Genomic DNA, 24,894 nt, shown 5'->3' with positions numbered 1-24,894 from the left:
GTCCTTGCTCGCGAACCCTGCCTCGCTGCGGGTTTTGTTCGCGAGCAAGCTCGCTCCTACAAAAAGCAAAGAAGCAGGACCCGACCATGTCTACCAGCCGTGAAATCCTCGCCAAGCTGATTGCCTTCGACACCGTCAGCCGCAATCCCAACCTGGCGCTGATCGAATACATCCGCGACTACCTCGCAGGTCTAGGCGTCGAGAGCGAGCTGTTCTACGACGCCGAAGGCGGCAAGGCCAACCTCTACGCCACCCTCGGCCCGCGGGATCGCGGCGGCGTTTGCCTGTCCGGGCATACCGACGTGGTGCCGGTGGACGGGCAGAACTGGACGGTCCCGCCGTTCGAGCTGACCGAGCGCGACGGCCGCCTCTATGGTCGCGGCACCGCGGACATGAAGGGCTACATCGCCTGCGTGCTGGCGGCGGTTCCGGCCTTCCTCGCCCAGCCGTTGCGCCTGCCGGTGCACCTGGCCTTCTCCTATGACGAGGAAGTCGGCTGCCTGGGCGTGCGCTCGCTGATCACCGCGCTGGAGCAGCGCGAACACAAGCCGATGGTCTGCATCATTGGCGAACCCACCGAACTCAAGCCGGTGCTGGGGCACAAGGGCAAGCTGGCGATGCGCTGCAACGTCCATGGCGCGGCCTGCCACTCGGCCTATGCACCGCAGGGCGTGAACGCCATCGAGTACGCGGCGAAGCTGATCGGCCGCCTCGGCGAGATCGGCACCCGCCTGGCGGCGCCGGAGCGCCACGACCCCCGCTTCGACCCGCCCTACTCCACCGTGCAGACCGGCGTTATCAATGGCGGCCGCGCACTGAACATCGTGCCCGCCGAATGCCAGTTCGATTTCGAAGTGCGCGCGCTGCCCAGTGACGACCCGCAACAGGTCGCCGATGACCTGCGCGACTACGCCGAAGCCGAGTTGCTGCCGAAGATGCGCGCAGTGAAGGCCGAGGCGGACATCCGCTTCACCCCGCTGTCCGCCTACCCGGCACTGGCTACCGACCCGCAGACCGAGGCGGCCGACCTGATCGCCCTGCTCAGCGGCTCCCGCGAGTTCTCCACCGTGGCCTATGGCACCGAGGGCGGGCTGTTCGACCAGGTCGGCATTCCCACCGTGGTCTGCGGCCCCGGCAGCATGGACCAGGGGCACAAGCCGGACGAGTTCGTCAGCCTGGAACAGTTGGCCAAGTGCGACGCGATGATGGCGCGCCTGGCGGAGTGGCTGCGCGGCTGATGTGAGCAAAGCCGCGCGCGAGGTGTGCATCGCGTAGGAGCAACTGTCTTCTTCCGGGTAGTCCGTGCCGATGCCTACCCCTCACCCCAGCCCACTCCCTCAGGGAGAGGTGGCAGTCCGAGCCGGCTGACGCGAAGGTTTCATCCTGCACCGAACGGTCCCCTCTCCCCCTGGGAGAGGGTTAGGGTGAGGGCCAAACCGAGCGCAGATGCATCTCGTACAAGCGGACCTTGCCCGCGAAATCCCGACGCCGTGCCACGGCCATCGCGGATAAGATCTGCTCCTACAGGTAAGCCGCAACGCCGTCAGGCAAACGCCGCGCGCAACTCGTCCATGCTCGCGAAGTAATGCGCCGGATTTTCCGCCAGCAGCTCTTCGCGGCTACCGAATCCGTAACCCACTCCGGCAGCAGACAGGCCGTTGCGATGGGCGCCGATCAGGTCGTGCTTGCGGTCGCCGATCATCAGCGTCTGCGCAAGGTCCAGTTTCTCGATGCCCAGCAGGTGCTCGATCAGCTCGACCTTATTGGTGCGCGTGCCGTCCAGCTCGCTGCCGTAGATCACCTTGAAGTTTCGGGCGAAGTCGAAGTGCCGGGCGATCTCGGCGGCGAACACCGTCGGCTTGCTGGTGCAGATGTACAGCGTGCGGCCCTGGCCGCCGAGCATTTCGAGCAACTCGCCCACGCCATCGAACACCTTGTTTTCGTACAACCCGGTTTCCTTGAAGCGCACGCGGTAGTGGTTCACCGCCTCCCAGGCGCGCGCCTCGTCGAAGTCGTAGGTGCTCATGAAGCACTGCAGCAGCGGCGGGCCGATGAAGTGTTCGAGCTGGCGCAGGTCGGGCTCGTCGATGCCGAGCTGGGCGAGGGCGTACTGGATCGAACGGGTGATGCCTTCACGCGGGTCGGTGAGGGTGCCGTCGAGGTCGAAGAGGATGTTCTGGTAATGCATGGGATCAGCGTCCGGCCGCGAAAGTCGGGCGGCAAGGATACTGCGCATGGCCGCCTGCGCGAAGCGTCAGGCGCCGAACGTCGCGCTCAGGGTGCGGCCCCCTGCCCCTGGCGCAGCACACGAATTCCGCCGCTGGCGTCGATGGGCGGAGGCGGCGTAGCGCCGAAGGACTGAACGTCGTCAGTCCCCTGCCCATTCTCCACCGGTTGCGCCAGCTGCCCCGTCAGGCTTTGCAGGACCCGCCCGCCGAGGTAGTCGACACCCGCCATCACCCCGCCCTGCGAGTCGTGCATCAGCAGCAGCCACTGCTCGTCGAAGGCTTCGTTGATCTCCTTGCGCAACTGGCTTTCCACCTCGGGACGGTCATGGTCGTTGCTGCTCAGGCTGAACAGGGTGAAAGCCACCGAGATGATCGAGCCCGCGACCTTGCCGGCGGCGCTGGCGACTACCCCGGCGATGCTGCGATTGCGCAGCTCGTTGACCAGCTTGGCACTGGTTCGCTGGGCCACCGGCGAAACCCCGCTGACCTTGGTGCCGGCGCCCGCCTTGCCCGCCGCCTTGCGAATCTCCTGCATCAGCGCGGCGAAGGCCGGCAGTTCGCCAACGTCCTTGGCGCGCACCACGTCATACAGCGAAGCGTCGCGGCTCGACGGCGGACCGAGGGAAATCGCCGGAATGCCCCTCAGGTGCTCGTCGAAGGCCTTCTGCGGCACGCCGCGGCGCTGGGGAATGGCGCCGAGGGCCTCCACCAGCGCGCCGATGTAACGCCGGGCAGCGGTTTCCATGATGGAGTCGGGGTCGAGCTCTCTGGCCACCGGCACCAGCACCTGCTCGTGGTACTCCTCCTGCAGGTAGGCCGCCAGCCGATCCACCGTGGGATCGAGATCGCCCTGGGAGCCCATCTTGTACCAGGCGACCTTCATGCTCAGCCATTGCTGCGTCCAGTAGCTGGAAAACCAGGGGATGAACTTGCTGTCGGTGCGCTGGTAGACCAGGTCCATCCAGTGCTCCATGGCGCCTTCAGCGTAGGCGCGGGCCTGGGACGTGGCATTGAGGGAGGCGGCGCCGATGTCGGCGTCCACCTGCCGCCAGGTGGCCTCGCTGACCGGACCGACAGGCTCGGGGGGGCGATGGGAACAACCGGCCAGCGCCAGCAGAAGCAACATGAGGACACCGCACCGTCGCCAGGGCGCCCCGATGGCACTGCAGAAACACAGACTGTTCATGGCCGCTCGCCGGCTCGACGGCGTCCGAAGGACCTGCCGCCCGCTCCTGACCCTGGCCGGGCACATAGCGCGTCCGGTCGTCCAGGCTTCAGTATAGGGCCGTGCATCGGCGCCAGCGGGCCGTCCGGCGGTTCCCGGCGAACGGCCCGCTGGCAACCGGAAAATGCTGTCGATTGACCTGCGTTGAGGCCGGTCGCCCGCAGGGCGGCTAGTCTGTAGCGCATCACCGCAAGGAATCCGCCGTGACCGACATCCCATTCACTCCCCGGAGGGAGCGCCACTACCGTGCTTGACCGCTATGGCCTGCTGGAAGTGATGCGCGCCTCGCGCCTGACCCAGTTCCCGATCAGCCCCGTACTGCGCGAAACCCATGGCCTCAAGGGGCGCCTGACGTTCTTTCTGCTGCTGGCCGGGGCCCTGGTGTTCACCTTCACCAGCCTCGGCCAGGACATTCGCGCCAGCGGCACATCGCTGCAACCGGGCTGGCCGATGCTGGTCCTGGTCATCGCCCTGCTGGTGGCGCTGGGCTTCGAATTCATCAACGGTTTCCACGACACGGCCAACGCCGTGGCCACGGTGATCTACACCAACGCCCTGCCACCACGCTTCGCGGTGGCCTGGTCGGGGCTGTGGAATTTCCTCGGCGTGCTGTTCTCCAGCGGCGCGGTGGCCTTCGCCATCGTCTCATTGCTGCCGCTGGACCTGCTGCTCAAGGTAGACAGCAACGCGGGGCTGGCGATGATCTTCGCCCTGCTGATCGCCTCGATCCTGTGGAACCTCGGCACCTGGTGGCTGGGGCTGCCGGTGTCCTCGTCGCACACGCTGATCGGCTCCATCGTCGGCATCGGCCTGGCCCATGGCGCAATGGCCGGGCACCTGGGGCTGTCCGGCAGTGCCTGGTCGCAGTTGCTGACGGTGGGTTATGCGCTGCTGCTGTCGCCGGTGGTCGGCTTCTTCAGCGCCTTCGTGCTGCTGCGGGCGATGAGCGCGGGGATTGGCAACCGCGCGCTGTTCCGCTCGCCCGAAGGGCGCACGCCACCGCCCTGGTGGATTCGCGGGTTGCTGATCGTCACCTGTACCGGGGTTTCCTTCGCCCATGGCTCGAACGACGGGCAGAAAGGCATCGGCCTGATCATGCTCATCCTGATCGCCACCGTTCCGCTGGCGTTCGCCGTGGATCGCGGCCATTCCCTGGAGCAGTCCCGCCAGTTGCTGAGCCTGGCCCAGGCCAGCCAGGCGCAACTGCAACATGCCGGCGGCGCCGCCAGTGGCGACCCGCGCCAGGTGCTGCTGGCCTATCAGCAGGACGCGCGCGTCGATGCGGGCCTGTTGCCGGCGCTGGGCGCGGTCATCGGCGATGTCGCTGCGCGCCTGGAGCGGCACGGCGAGATGGCGAAGGTCCCCGGCGAGGAGGTGCAGGCCCTGCGCAACGACCTGTACCTGAGCCTGGAGACCATCCGCATGCTCGACCACAGCGAGCAGAACGTCGACCTGGAAACCTGGAGCACCCTGCAGGCGCTGCGCAGCGAAGGCGAACGGACGATCCGCTTCATTCCCGTGTGGGTGAAGGTGGCCGTCGCCCTGGCGCTGGGCCTGGGCACCCTGGTGGGCTGGCGGCGCATCGTCACCACCGTCGGCGAAGGCATCGGCAAGACGCCGATGACCTACGCCCAGGGCGCCGCCGCACAACTGGTGGCGATGCTCACCATCGGCGCGGCGGATGGCTTCGGCCTGCCGGTGTCCACCACCCATGTGCTGTCCTCCGGCGTGGCGGGCACCATGGCCGCCAACGGCAGCGGCCTGCAGTGGCCGACCATCCGCAACATGCTGCTGGCCTGGGTGCTCACCCTGCCGGCGGCCATCGGGCTGGCGGCGGGGTTGTACTGGGTGTTCGCGCGGGTGCTTTGATCGTTTCGCGGACAGAGTCCGCTCCTACGAGATGCATCTGCGCTCGGGTCGGCCCTCACCCTCTCCCAGGGGGAGAGGGGACCGTCCGGTGCAGGATGAAAGCACTCTGTCAGCCGGCACGATCTGGCTCCCTCTCCCTGAGGGAGAGGGCTGGGGTGAGGGGGAAAGCCCTGGCACAGATTCAGCCGGGACAAGACAGTTGCTCCTACAACAGCTCCTCAACCAGCATGGTCGTAGGGCGTACAACCGTTCGCGGTTGTACGCCGACTCACCGATCCCAGCGCGCCTTCATGGCCAACCTCGAAGCGCGCTGGAACCAGGATCAATCGGCGTATAACGCGGAGCGTTATACGCCCTACAGGCGTGAATCCGACCACCGGGCGGTTCACGCTGGCTGTGGAAAACTCCGTGGATTACTGTATTTATATACAGCATTCTTTCAGAGCCTTCCCACATGACCTCCCAGCTCCCACCCCGCGGCCGTGGCACCGCCAGCAATCCGCACAATCGCTTCGCGCCGACCACCTCGGTGCCTGTGGATAACGACTGGCTCGATGAGGTCCCCAGGCCCCAGGTGACCGAAATCCGTACCGAGCTGGCGAAAACGGTGATCTCCCGCAACCAGTCGCCGGACCTGCCCTTCGACCGCTCGATCAACCCCTATCGCGGTTGCGAGCACGGCTGCATCTACTGCTACGCGCGGCCCAGCCATGCCTACTGGGACCTGTCGCCAGGATTGGATTTCGAGACGAAACTCATCGCCAAGACCAACGCCGCCGAGGTACTGGAGCAGGAATTGAGCAGGAAGGGCTACGTCTGCGCACCGATCAACCTGGGCGCCAACACCGACCCCTACCAGCCCATCGAGCGCCAGCAGCGCCTGACCCGACAGATCCTCGAAGTGCTGCTGCGCTTCCGCCATCCGGTGACCATCGTCACCAAGGGCTCGCTGATCCTGCGCGATCTCGACCTGCTCGCCGAGCTGGCGAAGCAGAACCTGGTCGGGGTAATGATCAGCCTGACCACCCTGGACGATGAGCTCAAACGCATCCTCGAACCCCGCGCCGCTGCGCCGTCGGCACGCTTGCGGGCGATTCGCGTGCTGCGCGAACAGGGCATTCCGGTGGGGGTGCTGTGTTCGCCGATGATCCCGATGATCAACGACCGCGAACTGGAGGCCCTGCTGGAAGCTGCGCACGACGCCGGCGCGCAGAGCGCCAGCTATATGCTGCTGCGCCTGCCCCGGGAAGTCGGGCCGCTGTTCGAGGAATGGCTGGCGGCGCACTACCCGCAGCGCGCCAACCATGTGATGAGCCTGATCCGCCAGGTGCGCGGCGGGGAAATCTACGATAGCCGCTTCGGCCACCGCTTCCGTGGCGAGGGGCCATTCGCCGAGCTGCTGGCCAAGCGCTTCGAGGTCGCTCTACGCCGCCTGGGGCTGAACCGCCGGGGCGGCTTCGGCCTGGACTGCACGGCCTTCGCACCACCGCGAAGCCAGATGAGCCTGTTCTGACACGTTGCGGGAAAATTCGACAAGCGCAACGACATCACGGCAACATCGCAACGCCATGATAGCTTGCCGATATCATCGCGAAATATCGGCGAAACATCATGCAAAAGCTCATGCCAGAGCGGTTTTTTAATTTTGGTTTAATCTTACTTCTCTAGGGTTTGAGCACAAAGTGACTTACCGGTCACGACAGATTTTTTCCCACGGCTGTGCCTTTTCTCCCTGGGGAGAGCGTCGGCTGGCGTGGGAAAATTCTTCGTCATTCTTCGAGGCTGATACATGAACGACAAAACGCACGGTGAGGATCACGCCCACGAATCTGCTGATGAGGCGCTTCGCCATATCGTCGAGGGCTTCCGTCAATTCCGTCATGAGGTCTTCCCGCAGCAGGAAGAGCTGTTCAAGAAGCTGGCCCACGCGCAGAACCCGCGCGCCATGTTCATCACCTGCGCCGACTCGCGCATCGTTCCGGAGCTGATCACCCAGAGTTCGCCGGGCGACCTGTTCGTTACCCGCAACGTCGGCAACGTCGTGCCGCCTTACGGCCAGATGAACGGCGGCGTGTCCACCGCCATCGAGTTCGCGGTCATGGCCCTGGGCGTGCAGCACATCATCGTCTGCGGTCACTCCGACTGCGGCGCGATGAAAGCGGTGCTGGCGCCCCAGACGCTGGAAGGCATGCCGACGGTAAAAGCATGGCTGCGCCACGCCGAAGTGGCTCGCACAGTGGTCGCGCAGACCTGTGGCTGCGCCAGCCATGAGCACCTGGGCATCCTCACCGAGGAGAACGTGGTGGCCCAGCTGGATCACCTGAAGACTCACCCCTCGGTGGCGGCGCGCCTGGCGTCCGGCCAGCTGTTCATCCACGGCTGGGTGTACGACATCGAGACCAGCGCCATCAAGGCCTACGACGCCCAGGAAGGCCGCTTCCGCGCCCTCGACGGCGAAGGCCCGACGCCCAACGCCACTCCGCGCCCGCGTTACTCCCCTCAGTAAAAAGCTTCCAGGGGCGCGGCGGCCCTCAGAACAAACGCCGCGCCCCGCGTCTGACTTGATCCCTGCCTGAGGCGAGCGCGGCCACCGCGTTCGCCGCCCCGTTGAATTGCGCGTGTCGATGCGGTCGAGGCCGTCATCGTGGGCTTTCGCGTGCCCGAAAAATGCCCGAAGGAGAACAGCGCCATGTCGGCTTCCCACTCTGTTGCATCCGGATTTTCCCAACTGCGCCAAGCGCTGCCACGCGACCTGCTCGCGTCGGTGGTGGTCTTTCTCGTCGCCCTGCCGTTGTGCATGGGCATCGCCATCGCCTCGGGCATGCCGCCCGCCAAGGGGCTGGTGACGGGCATCATCGGCGGCCTCGTCGTCGGCTTTCTCGCCGGCTCGCCGCTGCAGGTCAGCGGCCCGGCGGCGGGCCTTGCGGTGCTGGTCTTCGAGCTGGTACGCACCCACGGCATGGCCATGCTCGGGCCGATACTGCTGCTGGCCGGTGCGCTACAGCTGCTCGCGGGCCGGCTGCGCCTGGGCTGCTGGTTCCGCGTGACCTCGCCGGCCGTGGTGTATGGCATGCTCGCGGGCATCGGCATTCTCATCGTACTGTCGCAGGTACACGTGATGCTGGACCTCAAGCCGCAGGCGTCCGGGCTGGATAACCTGCTGGCTTTCCCGTCCGCGCTGCTGTCCGAGGCGAGCGGGTTCGACGCGGCGATGCTCGGGCTGGGCACCATGGCGTGCATGGCGCTGTGGGACCACTTCAAACCGAGCCAGCTGCGCATGCTGCCCGGCGCGTTGCTTGGCGTGAGCCTCGCAACGGCGGCGAGCATGGTGTTTCGCCTCGACGTACTGCGCGTGAACGTGCCGCAGAACCTCGGCGATGCCATCGACTGGCTGCGGCCCGCGGACCTTGGTGCACTGCTCGACCCGACGCTGCTGCTGGCCGCCGTGGTGGTGGCCTTCATCGCCAGCGCCGAGACGCTGCTTTCCGCCGCCGCGGTGGACCGTATGCACAATGGCCCGCGTTCGGACATGGACCGCGAACTGAGCGCCCAGGGCGTGGGCAACATGCTCTGCGGGCTGGTCGGCGCGCTGCCGATGACCGGGGTGATCGTGCGCAGCTCGGCCAATGTACAGGCTGGTGCGCGCAGCCGCGCCTCGGCGATCCTCCACGGGCTGTGGCTGCTGGCGTTCGTCGCGCTGCTGGGCGGGCTGCTGCGGCAGATTCCCATTGCAAGCCTCGCCGGCGTGCTGGTCTACACCGGCATCAAGCTGGTGGACCTCAAGGCGCTGCGCTCACTGGGCCGCTACGGGCGGATGCCGGTGCTGGTCCATGCGGCCACCGCGCTGGCCATCGTCGCCACCGACCTGTTGACCGGCGTACTGCTGGGCTTCGCGCTGACAGTGCTGAAGCTGGTGTTCAAGGCCGCGCGGCTGAAGATCCAGCTGCGCTACGACGACGAGGGCAACGGTGCGGAGCTGCGACTGGTCGGCGCGGCGACTTTCCTGAAGGTGCCGGCACTCTCCAAGGTGTTGCAGTCGGTGAAGCCCGGAACGCACCTGCGTGTGCCGCTGCAGCACCTGAGCTACATCGACCACGCGTGCATGGAGTTGCTGGAGGATTGGGGACGCACCGCCGCGGCCAGCGATTGCCGGCTCTGCATCGAAGGCAACGGCCTGCGGCGCCGCGTGGAAGGACGGGTGCGCGCGCTGCAAGGCGCGAGCTGACCCCTCAGTCGCGGCCCAGCTCCAGTTCGACGCCGAACTGCCGCGACAGGCACGGCCACTGCTGCCAGGCCATCACCACCTGCGGGTCGTTCAGGCGCGCGCGGTAGCTCTGCGCCGTGTCCGAGGCGAAGGTGCTTTCGTCGAGCATGCCGTCGACCGCGTGGTGCACGGCTTCGTCCAGCTGGTTGGCGAAGGGTTCGCCGATCAGCTGGTGCGCGACAAGATTGGCCACCGTGGTGTCCAGCGGGATCAGCGGCTGGTTGAAGTGGGCGATGTAGCGGTCGTTCACTTCCTCCACCAGGCGATGGGCGAGGTAGGCCTCGTCCAGCAGCGCATCGAGTCCGTCATGGCCGTCGAGCAGGGCTGGCGGGGTGAGGAAGAATTGCTCGGCGAGTTTGAGCACCGGCTTGATGCGATCCTCGATACCCGCCTCGCGGGCCACGGCGTTGGCCGCGTCGAGGAAATCCGGCACCTGTTCGATGTAGGCGTGAACGAAACGGGTCAGCGTACCGCTGGGGTCTTCACCGGCGAGCGCGATGCTCTTGTGCAGGCTCTGCAGTTGGCTCTGGATCAGGCGGGCGAGATGGCCGTGGCGGGACTCGAGCAGATGGGCATTACGGATCAGCTCACGCAGTGCAGCGGTATTCATGACAACTCCAAGACAACGGGTTTGGAACGTGAAGAAAGACCTTAGCCGGCGTCCGGCTGCAGCTAAGACGCGATTGTCATATTCATGAAGTGTTTATGCCGTCCAGGCATATCACACCGCCACCATGGTACTCCAAAGCCGCGCCGGCCGCGGCTTTGAGATCACTCTTCGGTCTTTAGAAACGGTTTTTTACTCTGCGTTGTTATGTCGCAAGCCGTGTCTATACTCCGACTCGACACACGAAAAACCTGATGGACCCGGCCTGCCCTGCGTGCGCCGAGGTGATGACGGTCAAAGTCAGTTGTCTTGGCGGTCGCTCCCTTGGCCGTTGGCGAGTTCAAGCGCGCAAACCTTCTGGAATGGGGGTTTGCCGCACGAGCGCAATGCCGGCGGGATAAAAACAACGATAAGGGGAACCCGAATGCTGCGACATCCACGAGTCTGGATGGGCTTCCTTTTGCTCTTGGCTTTCAGTCAGGCAAACGCCGCCTGGACGGTCAACATGGCCCCCGGTGCGACGGAAGTCAGCCGTAATGTCTTCGACTTGCACATGACCATCTTCTGGATCTGCGTGGTCATCGGCATCATCGTGTTCGGCGCGATGTTCTGGTCGATGATCGTCCACCGCCGGTCCACCGGGCAGCAGCCCGCGCATTTCCACGAAAGCACTACGGTGGAAATCCTCTGGACCATCATTCCCTTCCTGATCCTGGTGGTGATGGCCGTCCCGGCCACCCGCACGCTGATCCACATGTACGACACCTCGGAGCCCGAGCTGGACGTGCAGGTCACCGGCTACCAGTGGAAGTGGCAGTACAAGTACCTGGGCCAGGACGTGGAGTTCTTCTCCAACCTGGCCACCAGCCAGGACCAGATCCACAACAAGGCCGACAAGGACGAGCACTACCTGTTGGAGGTGGATAACCCGCTGGTGCTGCCGGCCGGGGTCAAGGTGCGCTTCCTGGTCACCTCCAGCGACGTGATCCACTCCTGGTGGGTGCCGGCCTTCGCGGTCAAGCGCGACGCCATTCCCGGCTTCGTCAACGAGGCCTGGACCAAAGTCGACAAGCCCGGCATCTACCGTGGCCAGTGCGCCGAGCTGTGCGGCAAGGACCACGGCTTCATGCCCATCGTGGTGGACGTGAAATCCAAGCCCGACTTCGACAAGTGGCTGGCCGAGCGCAAGGAAGAGGCCGCCAAGCTCAAGGAGCTGACCAGCAAGGAGTGGACGAAGGACGAGCTGGTCGCCCGCGGCGACAAGGTCTACCACACCATCTGCGCGGCCTGTCACCAGCCCGAGGGCCAGGGCATGCCGCCGATGTTCCCGGCACTCAAAGGCTCGAAGATCGTCACCGGGCCCAAGGAGCACCATCTGGAGACCGTGTTCAACGGCGTCCAGGGCACGGCAATGGCGGCCTTCGGCAAGCAGCTCTCGGAGGTCGACATCGCTGCGGTGATCACCTACGAGCGCAACGCCTGGGGCAACAACGACGGCGACATGGTGACCCCGCAAGAAGTGGTCGCCTACAAGCAGAAGCAAAAATAAGGAGGCCGCGATGAGTGCTGTGATCGATCACCCCGACCATTCTCACGCCGGCGACCACCACCACGGCCCCGCCAAGGGCCTGATGCGCTGGGTCCTGACCACCAACCACAAGGACATTGGCACGCTTTATCTGTGGTTCGCCTTCTGCGCCTTCCTGCTCGGCGGCTCCTTCGCCATGGTGATCCGCGCCGAACTGTTCCAGCCGGGCCTGCAGATCGTGGAACCGGCGTTCTTCAACCAGATGACCACCATGCACGGCCTGGTGATGGTCTTCGGTGCGGTGATGCCGGCCTTCGTCGGCCTGGCCAACTGGATGGTGCCGCTGATGATCGGCGCGCCGGACATGGCCCTGCCACGCATGAACAACTTCAGCTTCTGGCTGCTGCCGGCGGCGTTCGCGCTGCTGGTGAGCACCCTGTTCATGCCCGGCGGCGGCCCGAACTTCGGCTGGACCTTCTACGCGCCGCTGTCCACCACCTTCGCGCCGCACAGCGTGACCTTCTTCATCTTCGCCATCCACCTGATGGGCATGAGTTCGATCATGGGCGCGATCAACGTGATCGCCACCATCCTCAACCTGCGCGCACCGGGCATGACGCTGATGAAGATGCCGCTGTTCGTCTGGACCTGGCTGATCACCGCCTTCCTGCTGATCGCGGTGATGCCGGTGCTGGCCGGTTGCGTGACCATGATGCTGATGGACATCCACTTCGGCACCAGCTTCTTCAGCGCGGCCGGCGGCGGCGACCCGGTGCTGTTCCAGCATGTGTTCTGGTTCTTCGGCCACCCCGAGGTGTACATCATGATCCTGCCTGCCTTCGGCGCCGTCAGCTCGATCATCCCGGCCTTCAGCCGCAAGCCGCTGTTCGGCTACACCTCGATGGTCTACGCCACCGCGTCGATCGCCTTCCTCTCCTTCATCGTCTGGGCTCACCACATGTTCGTGGTGGGCATCCCGCTGGTGGGCGAGCTGTTCTTCATGTACGCGACCATGCTGATCGCCGTGCCCACCGGGGTGAAGGTGTTCAACTGGGCGTCGACCATGTGGCAGGGCTCGCTGACCTTCGAGGCGCCGATGCTGTTCGCCGTGGCCTTCGTCATCCTGTTCACCATCGGCGGCTTCTCCGGCCTGATGCTGGCCATCGCCCCGGCGGACTTCCAGTACCAGGACACCTACTTCGTGGTGGCGCACTTCCACTACGTGCTGGTGCCCGGGGCGATCTTCGGCATCTTCGCCTCGGTGTACTACTGGATTCCCAAGTGGACCGGGCACATGTACGACGAGAGTCTCGCCAAGCTGCACTTCTGGATGAGCTTCATCGGCATGAACCTGGCGTTCTTCCCGATGCACTTCGTGGGCCTGGCGGGCATGCCGCGACGGATTCCGGACTACAACCTGCAGTTCGCCGACTTCAACATGGTCTCGTCCGTCGGCGCCTTCATGTTCGGCACCACGCAGTTGCTGTTCCTGTTCATCGTCATCAAGTGCATCAAGGGCGGCAAGCCGGCCCCGGCCAAGCCGTGGGATGGCGCCGAAGGCCTGGAGTGGACGATTCCTTCGCCCGCGCCGTACCACACCTTCAGCACGCCTCCGGAAGTGAAGTAAGGGCTTACCTGTAGGAGCGAGCTTGCTCGCGAACGGGCTTCTCCGGAAGCCAAGGCGTCAGGCGGTTCGCGAGCAAGCTCGCTCCTGCAAGGGAGGAATCGACTCATGAGCGACGGCAACATCGAAACGCGCAAGCTGGTGACCCGGCTGGTCATTGCCGTGGTCGCCATGTTCGCCTTCGGCTTCGCCCTGGTGCCGCTGTACGACGTGATGTGCAAGGCGCTGGGCATCAACGGCAAGACCTCCGGCAGCGCCTACCGGGACGACGGCCAGGTGGTGGATCAGTCGCGCGAGGTGAAGATCCAGTTCGTCGCCAACAACAACATCGACATGGTCTGGGAGTTCCACCCCGAGGCCGAGCAGTTGGTGGTGCATCCGGGCGCGGTGAACCAGATGCTGTTCGTCGCCCGCAACCCCACCGACAAACCGATGACCGCCCAAGCGATCCCGAGTATCGCGCCGTCGGTGGCGGCCACCTATTTCCACAAGACCGAATGCTTCTGCTTCACCCAGCAGGTGCTGCAGCCGGGTGAGCGCATCGAGATGCCGGTGCGCTTCATCGTCGACCGCGACCTGCCCAAGGATGTGCGTCACCTGACCCTTGCTTACACGCTGTTCGACATCACTTCCCGCAAGCCGCCCGTGGCCAGTAACACGCGCTGAACGGAAAAGGAGAACAACAACAATGACAACCCACGATCCCTATTACGTCCCCGCGCAGAGCAAGTGGCCGATCATCGCCACCATCGGCATGCTGGTGACGATGTTCGGCGTCGGCACCTGGATGAACGACATGAGCGCCGGCAAGGCGCAGTCCCACGGCCCGTGGATCTTCTTCGCCGGCGGACTGATCCTGGCCTACATGCTGTTCGGCTGGTTCGGCAACGTCATCAAGGAAAGCCGTGGCGGGTTGTACAGCCCGCAGATGGACCGCTCGTTCCGCTGGGGCATGAGCTGGTTCATCTTCTCCGAGGTGATGTTCTTCGCCGCCTTCTTCGGCGCGCTGTTCTACGTGCGCCACTTCGTCAACCCATGGCTGGGCGGCGAAGGCCACCACGGCATCTCGCACATGCTCTGGCCGCAGTTCGAACAGGGCTGGCCGCAGCTGAGCAACCCGGACAACAAGCTGTTCCCGCCGCCCAAGGAAGTGATCGATCCGTGGAAGCTGCCGCTGATCAACACCCTGCTGCTGGTCAGCTCCAGCTTCACCGTGACCTTCGCCCACCACGCGCTGAAGAAGAACCATCGCGCCCCGCTGAAGCTGTGGCTGGCGCTGACCATCGCGCTGGGCGCCTGCTTCCTGGTGCTGCAGGCCTACGAGTATCACGAGGCCTACAGCGAACTGGGCCTGACCCTGGGCTCGGGCATCTACGGCGCGACCTTCTTCATGCTCACCGGCTTCCACGGCGCCCACGTGACCATCGGCGCGATCATGCTGACCATCATGCTGATCCGCATCCTGCGCGGGCACTTCGACGCCGAACACCACTTCGGTTTCGAAGCGGCCAGCTGGTACTGGCACTTCGTCGACGTGGTGTGGGTCGGGCTGTTCACCTTCGTTTACGTGCTGTGAGGCGGGAGAAATTGCAGGACCTGTAGGAGCGAGCTTGCTCGCGAACCGCCCAACACTGGGGCATCAGAAAAAAGCGTTCGCGAGCAAGCTCGAAAAGCAATGCGGAATCAGAAATGCCAGGGGGCGGAGCTACCAAGTTCGCCGCTGAAGAAGCCCCAGGCGATGAGAGCGACAGTCAGGGCGGTAAGGGTGACACGCACGGTCAACGCGTTGACTACCCGCGAACCGTGCCCCTCGTCCTTGACCAGAAAGAACAGACCACTGAACAGACTGACGACGGTCGCCAGCAACAACAGGACGATCGCAGCTTTGAGCATTACCGGCCTCCTGTCCGCGGGGGGACTGGGGTTAAGGGGGATGTCTTGCAGTATAGCCAGCACGCTACTCCGCACCGTTCGAGCCGCGTGGCGCAGGCCTTCCGGCCCGGCCTTGCGCCGACGCTGGTGGTGCTCGCGCTGCTGCCGGTGCTGCTCGGCCTGGGCTGCTGGCAGCTCTCGCGCGCAGCCGAAAAGCGCATCCTGCTCACCGCCGCCGAAACCCAGCGCCAGCAGGACCCGATCTCCGCCGCCGAACTCGAACGCCTGCCGCCGCGCAGTTATGTGCGAGTGCGCCTGCAGGGCCAGCTCGACGCCGAACACACCGTCCTGCTGGACAACCGCACCCGCGACGGCCATGCCGGCGTCGAGGTGCTGCAACCCTTCTATGACCGCACCGCTCACCAGTGGCTGCTGGTCAATCGCGGCTGGACTGCCTGGCCGGATCGCCGCGTGCCGCCACGGATCGATACGCCCGACCACGACCTGCTGCTGGACGCCTGGACCTACCTGCCGCCACCCACCACGCCATTCGCGCCGGTCGCCGGCTGGCCGCGCCTGGTCACCCAGGTGGACGCCCCTGCCCTGTGGGACCAACTCGGCCGCCAAGGGCTGCCTCTGGAAATCCGCCTGGAACCGGGCGACGCCGCCCTCGACACCGACTGGCCGATCGTCGCCATGCCACCGGAGCGCCACGTCGGCTACGCCGTGCAGTGGTTCGCCCTGGCCTTCGCACTGACAGTCCTCTACCTCTACCTCGGCATCCGTCGCGCACGGGAGACCTTCGACCATGACCGCCAGCATGACCCTGAATGAGCAGCCCAGCCGCCGCCGCGGCCGTCTGCAGCTGATCCTGATCCTCTGCGTGACCCTCGGCCCGATGATCCTCGCCACCGCCATGTACAAGCTGCAGTTCTGGGTGCCGGAAGGCCGCAGCTACCACGGCGACCTGATCGCCACCGGGCAGACCCCGGCCGACCTCGGCGTGCAGGCCGACAAGGCGAGCGAACACTGGCAACTGCTGGTCACCGCACCCGAGACCTGCGCCAGCGACTGCCAGCAACTGGTCTACCTGGCTCGCCAGATCAACATCGGCCTGGGCCGCGAGGCCAGCCGCGCCGAGCATGTGTTCGCCTTTGCCAAGCCGCTGCCGACCGAGTTCACCAGCCTGCTCGACAAGGATTACCCGCGCCTGCAACGCCTGGGCCTAACGCCGACCCAGCACACCGGCGCCAAGCCGCAACTGTGGATCGTCGACCCCCACGGCAACCTGGTGCTGCGCTATGACGCCGGGACCGACGGCAAGTCGATCCTCAAGGACCTGCAGCTGCTGCTGAAGCTGTCCAACATCGGTTGATGCTCTTTTGATCGGGAATCGCCAGCCCCACGACAACAACAAGATCGGGAGCGACGCATGATCCAGGCAACACGCAAACCCGCCTTCTACGTCGCCGTATTGGCGACGGCACTGGCCTTCCTGGTGATCCTGCTGGGCGCCTATACCCGCCTGACCCACGCCGGCCTCGGCTGCCCGGACTGGCCCGGCTGCTATGGCTTCGTCCACGTGCCGACCAGCGAGGCACAGCTGGCCCACGCCGAAATGCGTTTCCCGGACGCTCCGGTGGAGGCGCAGAAGGGCTGGAACGAGATGATCCATCGCTACTTCGCCGGCAGCCTGGGCCTGCTGATCCTCGGCCTGGCCATCCACGCACTGGTGCGCCGCGGCCGTGACGGACAGCCGCTGCGCCTGCCGCTGCTGCTGCTCGGCGTGGTGATCGCCCAGGCCGCGTTCGGTATGTGGACGGTCACCCTCAAGCTCTGGCCGCAAGTGGTCACCGCGCATTTGCTCGGAGGCTTCACCACGCTGTCGCTGCTGTTCCTGCTGAGCCTGCGCCTGTCCGGCGCCTTCGCGCCGCTGCAACTGCCCTCGCGCCTGCGCGCCCTCGCCGCCTTCGCCCTGCTGCTGGTGATCGGGCAAATCGCCCTCGGCGGCTGGGTCAGCAGCAACTACGCGGCGGTGGCCTGTGTCGACCTGCCGATGTGCCACGGCCAGTGGTGGCCGGACATGGACTTCGCCAACGGCTTCCACCTCACCCAGCACATCGGCCCGAACTACCTGGGCGGCCAGCTCGACAGCGACGCGCGCACGGCGATCCACATGACCCACCGCATGGGCGCGCTCTGCGTGACAGCAGTTCTCCTGCTGCTGGCCTGGAATCTCCAGCGCCACGGGCTGATCGGCATCACCGCGCTGATGCTGCTGGGGCTGTCGATCCAGATCGGCTTAGGGATCAGCAACGTGCTGCTGCACCTGCCGCTGCCGGTGGCGGTGACCCACAACGGCGGCGGCGCCTTCCTGCTGCTGATGCTGGTGCTGGTGAACTATCGGGTGCGCGCCCCCGCAGCGAAACGCGTCGAGTTGCCCGCCAGCAGCCCGATCACCCTGGAGGCCCTGGAGCGCCCGGTGGCCTACCCCTCTCAAGGTTGAAATTGCACGGTTGAGCACGACGGCCGGCCGGCGCCACGGTGCGCCGGCCCCGATCCACCAGACGGAGAAATGACCATGGCCAGCGTCATCAGCACATCCAGCCACGCCAGCTGGCGCGACCTGCTCGAACTGACCAAGCCCAAGGTGGTGTTGCTCATGCTGATCACCTCGCTGATCGGCATGCTGCTCGCTACCAAGGCTGGCGTGTCCTGGCAGGTGCTGGTATTCGGCAACCTCGGCATCGGCCTGTGCGCCGGCGGCGCGGCGGCGGTGAACCACGTGGTGGACCGGCGCATCGACTCGATCATGGCGCGCACCCACAAGCGCCCGCTGGCCGAGGGCCGTGTATCGCCGCCCCTCGCGCTGGGCTTCGCCATGCTGCTGTCAGTGGCCGGGATGGCAGTGCTGCTGGTGTTCACCAACGCCCTCACCGCCTGGCTGACCCTGGCCTCTCTGTTGGGCTACGCGGCGCTCTACACGGGCTTTCTCAAACGCGCCACGCCGCAGAACATCGTCATCGGCGGCCTCGCCGGCGCCGCCCCGCCGCTGCTGGGCTGGGTCGCGGTGACCGGGCAGGTGTCCGCCGAACCGCTGCTGCTGGTGCTGATCATCTTCGCCTGGACGCCGCCGCACTTCTGGGCGCTGTGCCTGCACCGCAAGGACGAGTACGCCAAGGCCGACATTCCGATGCTGCCGGTGACCCACGGCGAGCACTACACCAAGCTGCACATCCTGCTCTACACCCTGGTGCTGTTCGCGGTGACGCTGATGCCCTTCGTCATCCACATGGCCGGGCTGGTCTACCTGCTCGCCGCGCTGGCCCTGGGCGCGCGCTTCCTCGACTGGGCCTGGGCGCTCTATTGCGGCAGTCGGCCCCATGCGGCGATCAAGACCTTCAAGTACTCTATCGCCTACCTGTTCCTGCTGTTCATCGCGCTGCTGGTGGACCACTACCTGCCGCTGCACCTGAACTATTGAGGCCGGTTCGCGAGCAAGCTCGCTCCTACAATTCTGGACTCCCCTGTAGGAGCGAGCTTGCTCGCGAACATCGCCGCGCCCATGCCAAGGGTATGAACAGCAGCTCAAAGCCCAGACGTCCCGACCCACGAGAACCTCATGTCCCGAGTCAACAAGACCGTCTTCATCCTCGTCGCCATCGTCGCCCTGATCCTCGGCCTCACCATCCACAAGGTGCTCACCCAGCGCCACCAGCTCGACCCGACGGTGCTGCTCGACGCTGGCATCGTGATCCTGCCGCAAACCCGCAGCGTGCCCGACCTGACCTTCACCGACCAGGACGGCCAGCCGTTCCAGACCGCCAACCTGAAGGACAAGTGGTCCCTGCTGTTCTTCGGCTACACCTTCTGCCCGGACGTCTGCCCCACCACCCTGGCGCAGCTGCGCGAACTGCAGACCAAGCTGCCGCCGGAAGTGGCGAAGAACCTGCAGGTGGTGTTCGTCAGCGTCGACCCGCACCGCGATACCGCGCCGCGCATCAAGGAATACCTCGGCTTCTTCAACGCCGGCTTCCAGGGCATCACCGGCTCCGAAGAGAACGTGCAGAAGCTGGCCAACGCCATGAGCATCCCTTACATCCCGGCAGACACCAGCAAGCCCAACTACACCGTCGACCACAGCGGCAACCTGGTCATCATCGGCCCGGACGGCACCCAGCACGGCTTCATCCGCGCCCCGCTGCACAACGACAAGCTCGCGGCCCAGCTGCCCAGCGTGATCAGCGCGAACAACTGATCCCCCGCGACACCGTGTCTCACCCCCAACGGCCACCCGATAACGGTGGCCGTTGTTTTTTCTGTGTCATTCCCGCCCCGGCAGGACAACCGCGAACTTTCTGCCAAACCTCTTCCTTAGGCTCTGATCCGGCGCAATGCGCGGATTTGAAGCCTCGCGCAGGATTTCCTGACCCCGTAGTCAATGTAAAAAATCTGCTACAGGAAATCAGGCATCAGTAATGACTCATACTCCATATTAGAAACATTAATTAACACCTATGCCTGAGCCTGTTGCAGGATTACCGGGCCTTTCGGTGGGTATGGGGAGCCTCTGATGGGTGGTCATTCACGGCGAGGATGACGTTTCCGTCCGGTCACAATAGGCAATTAGGCTAAACGCCAAGGCACACGCGGCCTCGGCGGCGACCGGAAAACTACGGGTCGAAACGTGACTTGTAGTTATCGCTGCGTACCACTCCAGAACTTCTTGAAGCCCTCCAGGCTAGATTGCACAATGCCGCGGCCACCGGGTTACCCGCCCGGCCACTAAAACAAGAAAAGACCGTTGCCAGTTCGATAACCCGGGTCGCCAACGTAGTAGCCCGGACAATCCCAGGATCACGCAGGAGATTTGCGAGTGCAGATCGGTGTACCCCTCGAGACCCAAGCCGGTGAGACGCGGGTCGCAGCAACGCCGGAGACGGTCAAGAAACTGATCGGGCAAGGCCATCAGGTCGTCATTCAGAGCGGTGCGGGCGTCAGCGCCAGCCAGCCGGATGCCGCTTACGAAGCCGTTGGTGCGAAGATCGGCACTGCCGCCGATGCCTTCGGTGCAGAGCTTGTGCTGAAGGTTGTCGCGCCCAGCGAAAGCGAGCTGGCGCAGATGAAGCCGGGTACCGTGCTGATCGGCATGCTCAACCCCTTCAACAACGAGAACATCGCCCGCATGGCCGAACGCGGCGTCACCGCCTTCGCCCTCGAGGCCGCGCCGCGTACTTCCCGCGCGCAGAGCCTGGACGTGCTCTCCTCCCAGGCCAACATCGCCGGCTACAAGGCCGTGATGCTCGCTGCCAACCACTACCCGCGCTTCATGCCCATGCTGATGACCGCCGCCGGCACCGTTAAGGCCGCCCGCGTGCTGATCCTCGGCGCCGGCGTTGCCGGCCTGCAGGCCATCGCCACGGCCAAGCGCCTGGGCGCGGTGATCGAGGCGTCGGACGTACGCCCGGCGGTGAAGGAGCAGATCGAATCCCTGGGCGCCAAGTTCGTCGACGTGCCCTACGAGACCGACGAAGAGCGCGAGTGCGCCGAAGGCGTTGGCGGCTATGCCCGTCCGATGCCGGCTTCGTGGATGGAGCGCCAGGCCAAGGCCGTGCATGAGCGCGCCAAGCAGTCGGACATCGTCATCACCACCGCACTGATCCCGGGCCGCAAGGCGCCGACCCTGCTGCACGAGGCGACCGTCGCCGAGATGAAGCCGGGCTCGGTGGTCATCGACCTCGCGGCATCCCAAGGCGGCAACTGCCCGCTGACCGAGGCCGACCAGGTCGTGGTCAAGCACGGCGTGACCATCGTCGGCCTGAGCAACCTGGCCGCACTGGTGCCGGCGGACGCCTCCGCACTCTACGCACGCAACCTGCTCGACTTCCTCAAGCTCACCCTGACCGCCGAAGGCTTCACGGTGAACCTGGAAGACGACATCGTCGCCGCGTGCCTGATGTGCCGTGACGGCCAGATCGTGCGCAAGAACGGCTGAGCCCTTCTTATATAAGAACGTGCCGGACCCCGCGTCCGGCCCTGAAGACCGGTGAGAAACTATGGAAGACATGCTGATCTCCCACGGCATCTACAACCTGATCATCTTCGTGCTGGCGATCTACGTCGGCTACCACGTGGTCTGGAACGTCACCCCTGCCCTGCACACCCCGCTGATGGCGGTGACCAACGCCATTTCGGCAATCGTGATCGTCGGCGCCATGCTGGCTGCCGCCCTGACCGTCACCCCGCTGGGCAAGGCCATGGGCACCCTGGCCGTGGCCCTGGCTGCAGTGAATGTGTTCGGTGGCTTCCTGGTCACCCGCCGCATGCTGGAAATGTTCAAGAAGAAAGCGCCGAAGGCGGAGAAGCACTGACATGAGCATGAACCTCGTCACCCTCCTCTACCTCATCGCCTCGGTCTGCTTCATCCAGGCGCTCAAGGGCCTGTCGCACCCGACCTCGTCGCGCCGCGGCAACCTGTTCGGCATGGTCGGCATGGGCATCGCGGTGCTCACCACCGTGGCCCTGGTGTTCAAGATCAGCAGCGAGATCGCCACCACCGGCATCGTCTACGTGATCGTCGGCCTGCTGATCGGCGGCACCGCCGGTTCGATCATGGCCAAGCGCGTCGAGATGACCAAGATGCCGGAACTGGTCGCCTTCATGCACAGCATGATCGGTCTGGCCGCCGTGTTCATTGCCATCGCCGCCGTGGTCGAGCCGCAGTCCCTGGGCATCGTGCAGAACCTGGGCGACACCATCCCGTCCGGTAACCGCCTGGAGCTGTTCCTCGGCGCGGCCATTGGCGCCATCACCTTCTCCGGTTCGGTGATCGCCTTCGGCAAGCTGTCGGGCAAGTACAAGTTCCGCCTGTTCCAGGGCGCCCCGGTGCAGTTCACCGGCCAGCACATGCTCAACCTGGTGCTGGGCCTGACCACCCTGGGCCTGGGCCTGCTGTTCATGTTCACGGGTAACCTGACCGCCTTCGTGGTGATGCTGGCCCTGGCCTTCATCCTCGGCGTGCTGATCATCATCCCGATCGGCGGCGCAGACATGCCGGTAGTCGTGTCGATGCTGAACTCCTACTCCGGCTGGGCCGCAGCAGGTATCGGCTTCTCGCTGAACAACTCGATGCTGATCATCGCCGGCTCCCTGGTAGGTTCCTCGGGCGCGATCCTCTCCTACATCATGTGCAAGGCGATGAACCGCTCGTTCTTCAACGTCATCCTCGGTGGCTTCGGCGCCGAAGCGGACGCTGGCGGCCCGGCCGGTGCCAAGGAAGCCCGCCCGGTGAAATCCGGGTCGTCCGACGATGCCTCGTTCCTGCTGACCAACGCCGACACCGTGATCATCGTTCCCGGCTACGGCCTGGCGGTGGCCCGTGCCCAGCACGCGCTGATGGAACTGGCCGAGAAACTGACCCACCGCGGCGTCAACGTGAAGTTCGCCATCCACCCGGTTGCCGGCCGTATGCCAGGCCACATGAACGTCCTGCTGGCCGAGGCCGAAGTGCCTTACGAGCAGGTGTTCGAGATGGAAGACATCAACTCCGAGTTCGGCCAGACCGACGTGGTGCTGGTCCTGGGCGCCAACGACGTGGTGAACCCGGCCGCGAAGAACGATCCGAAGTCGCCGATCGCCGGCATGCCGATCCTCGAGGCCTACAAAGCCAAGACCGTGATCGTCAACAAGCGCTCGATGGCCAGCGGCTACGCCGGCCTGGACAACGAACTGTTCTACCTGGACAAGACCATGATGGTCTTCGGCGACGCCAAGAAAGTCATCGAAGACATGGTCAAGGCCGTCGACTAAGACGACCGTCGATCCACAAGACACCGGCCTCGCGCCGGTGTCTTGCTTTCGGGCAATGGGAAATCTGGTGGACTTTGGTAGTAAGAAGGCGACCGGCCGGGCGATTTTTCGACCTTGGTATAAGAGCCAAAAATCGCCGAGTCCCTAGACTGGCGGCCTCGCACTTCCTACTGCCCGAGGTTTTCCCATGTTCCGTGATCGCGTGCGTATGTCCTCCCTGCTGGACAAGGTGATGACTGCCGACCAGGCCGCGGCCCTTATCAAGGACGGCATGACCGTCGGCATGAGCGGTTTCACCCGCGCCGGCGAAGCCAAGGCCGTACCCAAGGCCCTCGCCGAGCGCGCCAAGCAGGAGCCGCTGCGCATCAGCCTGATGACCGGCGCCAGCCTGGGCAACGACCTCGACAAGCAGCTCACCGAAGCCGGTGTGCTGGCCCGCCGCATGCCCTTCCAGGTCGACAGCACCCTGCGCAAGGCGATCAATGCCGGCGAGGTGATGTTCATCGACCAGCACCTGTCCGAAACCGTCGAACAGCTGCGCAACCACCAGCTCAAGCTGCCGGACATCGCGGTCATCGAAGCCGTCGCCATCACCGAGGAAGGCCACATCGTGCCGACCACCTCCGTGGGCAACTCGGCCAGCTTCGCGATCTTCGCCAAGCAGGTGATCGTCGAGATCAACGTCGCGCACAACACCAACCTGGAAGGCCTGCACGACATCTACATCCCGACCTACCGCCCGACCCGCACGCCGATCCCGCTCACTCGCGTGGACGACCGCATCGGCAGCACCGCCATCCCGATCCCGCCAGAAAAGATCGTCGCCATCGTCGTCAACGACCAGGCGGACTCCCCGTCCACCGTGCTGCCGCCGGACGACGAGACCCAGGGCATCGCCAACCACCTGATCGACTTCTTCAAACGTGAAGTGGCGGCCGGCCGCATGAGCAACAGCCTCGGCCCGCTGCAGGCCGGCATCGGCAGCATCGCCAACGCCGTGATGTGCGGCCTGATCGAGTCGCCCTTCGAGAACCTGACCATGTACTCCGAAGTACTGCAGGACTCGACCTTCGACCTGATCGACGCTGGCAAGCTGCGCTTCGCCTCGGGCAGCTCCATCACCCTGTCCACGCGCCGCAACGCCGACGTGTTCGGTAACCTGGAGCGCTACAAGGACAAGCTGGTGCTGCGTCCGCAGGAGATCTCCAACCACCCTGAAGTGGTCCGCCGCCTCGGCATCATCGGCATCAACACCGCGCTGGAATTCGACATCTACGGCAACGTGAACTCCACCCACGTGGGCGGCACCAAGATGATGAACGGCATCGGCGGCTCGGGCGACTTCGCCCGCAACGCGCACCTGGCAATCTTCGTCACCAAGTCCATCGCCAAGGGCGGCAACATCTCCAGCGTGGTGCCGATGGTCAGCCACGTCGACCACACCGAGCACGACGTGGACATCCTGGTCACCGAAGTGGGCCTGGCCGACCTGCGTGGCCTGGCGCCGCGCGAGCGCGCCCGGGTGATCATCGACAACTGTGTGCACCCGTCCTACCGCGACGCCCTGAACAGTTACTTCGAAGCCGCCTGCGAGCGCGGCGGCCATACCCCGCACATCCTGCGCGAGGCCCTGGAGTGGCATATCAATCTGGAAGAGCACGGTCACATGCTGGCGGCGAGCTGATCCGGAGCCTTTTGCGGGCCATTCAGCAATGAATGGCCCGCAAGGGTTTACAGCCGAAAAAAAACCACGTAAAAACACTCCTGAACAGATTTTTATCCCGCTCCAACTGTTCAGCTCTCCCCGCCGCCACCCCGGCCGGCACCCTCGAAATACCTCAGACGCCTATCAATTGCGCACCAGAATG

At 65.0% G+C, this 24,894-nt stretch carries 22 protein-coding genes; 18 read left to right on the top strand and 4 right to left on the bottom strand.

Features of this window, described 5'->3' with window-relative positions; genetic code table 11:
• Window positions 1-86 precede the first annotated feature (86 nt).
• Window positions 87-1,238: an acetylornithine deacetylase gene (gene argE / locus SD196_RS00585; protein ID WP_331315295.1), complete on the top strand. Its 1,152-nt coding sequence runs from the start codon at window positions 87-89 to the stop codon at window positions 1,236-1,238.
• A gap of 305 nt (window positions 1,239-1,543) precedes the next feature.
• On the opposite strand, the gene SD196_RS00580 is transcribed toward argE, so the two are convergent.
• Window positions 1,544-2,188 (bottom strand): HAD family hydrolase, encoded by a 645-nt coding sequence (locus tag SD196_RS00580; RefSeq protein ID WP_416310951.1) that lies wholly within the window; start codon window positions 2,186-2,188, stop codon window positions 1,544-1,546.
• Between the two features lie 86 nt (window positions 2,189-2,274).
• Window positions 2,275-3,354: a hypothetical protein gene (locus SD196_RS00575; RefSeq protein WP_331315291.1), complete on the bottom strand. Its 1,080-nt coding sequence runs from the start codon at window positions 3,352-3,354 to the stop codon at window positions 2,275-2,277.
• A gap of 375 nt (window positions 3,355-3,729) precedes the next feature.
• On the opposite strand from SD196_RS00575, the gene SD196_RS00570 reads away from it, so the two are divergent.
• From SD196_RS00570 to SD196_RS00555, 4 genes are all read left to right on the top strand, one after another.
• Complete coding sequence (locus SD196_RS00570) at window positions 3,730-5,322, top strand: inorganic phosphate transporter (RefSeq protein ID WP_416311785.1); 1,593 nt, start codon at window positions 3,730-3,732, stop codon at window positions 5,320-5,322.
• Between the two features lie 454 nt (window positions 5,323-5,776).
• A complete protein-coding gene (locus SD196_RS00565; protein ID WP_331315287.1) occupies window positions 5,777-6,835 on the top strand; it encodes a PA0069 family radical SAM protein in 1,059 nt (352 codons plus the stop codon).
• A gap of 276 nt (window positions 6,836-7,111) precedes the next feature.
• Window positions 7,112-7,828, top strand: a complete 717-nt coding sequence (locus SD196_RS00560) for a carbonic anhydrase (protein ID WP_275609557.1) — start codon at window positions 7,112-7,114, stop codon at window positions 7,826-7,828.
• Between the two features lie 183 nt (window positions 7,829-8,011).
• Window positions 8,012-9,547 (top strand): SulP family inorganic anion transporter, encoded by a 1,536-nt coding sequence (locus tag SD196_RS00555; protein ID WP_416310950.1) that lies wholly within the window; start codon window positions 8,012-8,014, stop codon window positions 9,545-9,547.
• Window positions 9,548-9,551: 4 nt separating this feature from the next.
• On the opposite strand, the gene SD196_RS00550 is transcribed toward SD196_RS00555, so the two are convergent.
• Window positions 9,552-10,196 (bottom strand): hypothetical protein, encoded by a 645-nt coding sequence (locus tag SD196_RS00550; protein ID WP_275609555.1) that lies wholly within the window; start codon window positions 10,194-10,196, stop codon window positions 9,552-9,554.
• 421 nt (window positions 10,197-10,617) lie between these two features.
• On the opposite strand from SD196_RS00550, the gene coxB reads away from it, so the two are divergent.
• The 4 genes from coxB to SD196_RS00530 all read left to right on the top strand — a co-directional run bounded on the left by coxB (window position 10,618) and on the right by SD196_RS00530 (window position 14,921).
• Window positions 10,618-11,742 carry a cytochrome c oxidase subunit II gene (gene coxB, locus SD196_RS00545; RefSeq protein WP_275609554.1) on the top strand — a complete coding sequence of 375 codons (1,125 nt, stop codon included), beginning with the start codon at window positions 10,618-10,620 and terminating at the stop codon, window positions 11,740-11,742.
• A gap of 10 nt (window positions 11,743-11,752) precedes the next feature.
• Window positions 11,753-13,348 carry a cytochrome c oxidase subunit I gene (gene ctaD / locus SD196_RS00540; protein ID WP_275609553.1) on the top strand — a complete coding sequence of 532 codons (1,596 nt, stop codon included), beginning with the start codon at window positions 11,753-11,755 and terminating at the stop codon, window positions 13,346-13,348.
• A gap of 105 nt (window positions 13,349-13,453) precedes the next feature.
• On the top strand, window positions 13,454-14,011 hold the full coding sequence (locus tag SD196_RS00535) for a cytochrome c oxidase assembly protein (protein ID WP_275609552.1): 558 nt from the start codon (window positions 13,454-13,456) through the stop codon (window positions 14,009-14,011).
• Window positions 14,012-14,033: 22 nt separating this feature from the next.
• The gene (locus SD196_RS00530; protein ID WP_275609551.1) at window positions 14,034-14,921 is read left to right on the top strand and encodes a cytochrome c oxidase subunit 3; all 888 of its coding nucleotides are present in this window, start codon (window positions 14,034-14,036) and stop codon (window positions 14,919-14,921) included.
• Between the two features lie 107 nt (window positions 14,922-15,028).
• Here the strand turns inward: SD196_RS00530 and SD196_RS00525 are convergent, their stop codons facing one another.
• Entirely contained in the window at window positions 15,029-15,238 is a 210-nt protein-coding gene (locus SD196_RS00525; protein WP_275609550.1) for a twin transmembrane helix small protein, read from the bottom strand.
• A 45-nt stretch (window positions 15,239-15,283) separates the two neighbouring features.
• On the opposite strand from SD196_RS00525, the gene SD196_RS00520 reads away from it, so the two are divergent.
• The 9 genes from SD196_RS00520 to SD196_RS00480 all read left to right on the top strand — a co-directional run bounded on the left by SD196_RS00520 (window position 15,284) and on the right by SD196_RS00480 (window position 24,710).
• Window positions 15,284-16,051 carry an SURF1 family protein gene (locus tag SD196_RS00520; protein WP_275609549.1) on the top strand — a complete coding sequence of 256 codons (768 nt, stop codon included), beginning with the start codon at window positions 15,284-15,286 and terminating at the stop codon, window positions 16,049-16,051.
• Complete coding sequence (locus SD196_RS00515) at window positions 16,026-16,592, top strand: hypothetical protein (RefSeq protein ID WP_275609548.1); 567 nt, start codon at window positions 16,026-16,028, stop codon at window positions 16,590-16,592. Before SD196_RS00520 ends, SD196_RS00515 begins: the two co-directional genes overlap by 26 nt.
• 57 nt (window positions 16,593-16,649) lie before the next feature.
• A complete protein-coding gene (locus tag SD196_RS00510) occupies window positions 16,650-17,723 on the top strand; it encodes a COX15/CtaA family protein (RefSeq protein ID WP_275609547.1) in 1,074 nt (357 codons plus the stop codon).
• Window positions 17,724-17,798: 75 nt separating this feature from the next.
• On the top strand, window positions 17,799-18,701 hold the full coding sequence (gene cyoE / locus SD196_RS00505; RefSeq protein ID WP_275609546.1) for a heme o synthase: 903 nt from the start codon (window positions 17,799-17,801) through the stop codon (window positions 18,699-18,701).
• Between the two features lie 138 nt (window positions 18,702-18,839).
• A complete protein-coding gene (locus tag SD196_RS00500) occupies window positions 18,840-19,475 on the top strand; it encodes an SCO family protein (protein ID WP_416310949.1) in 636 nt (211 codons plus the stop codon).
• Between the two features lie 618 nt (window positions 19,476-20,093).
• Entirely contained in the window at window positions 20,094-21,212 is a 1,119-nt protein-coding gene (locus tag SD196_RS00495) for a Re/Si-specific NAD(P)(+) transhydrogenase subunit alpha (RefSeq protein ID WP_370600420.1), read from the top strand.
• Between the two features lie 61 nt (window positions 21,213-21,273).
• Complete coding sequence (locus SD196_RS00490; RefSeq protein WP_015474896.1) at window positions 21,274-21,588, top strand: NAD(P) transhydrogenase subunit alpha; 315 nt, start codon at window positions 21,274-21,276, stop codon at window positions 21,586-21,588.
• Window position 21,589: 1 nt separating this feature from the next.
• A complete protein-coding gene (locus tag SD196_RS00485; protein WP_275609543.1) occupies window positions 21,590-23,026 on the top strand; it encodes an NAD(P)(+) transhydrogenase (Re/Si-specific) subunit beta in 1,437 nt (478 codons plus the stop codon).
• 187 nt (window positions 23,027-23,213) lie between these two features.
• On the top strand, window positions 23,214-24,710 hold the full coding sequence (locus SD196_RS00480; protein WP_343576129.1) for an acetyl-CoA hydrolase/transferase family protein: 1,497 nt from the start codon (window positions 23,214-23,216) through the stop codon (window positions 24,708-24,710).
• The last annotated feature ends 184 nt before the right edge of the window (window positions 24,711-24,894 follow it).

Origin of the sequence: Pseudomonas macauensis (genome assembly GCF_047902425.1) — a bacterium.
Classification (GTDB): domain Bacteria; phylum Pseudomonadota; class Gammaproteobacteria; order Pseudomonadales; family Pseudomonadaceae; genus Pseudomonas.
This window is presented reverse-complemented; position numbering and strand designations above follow the sequence as displayed.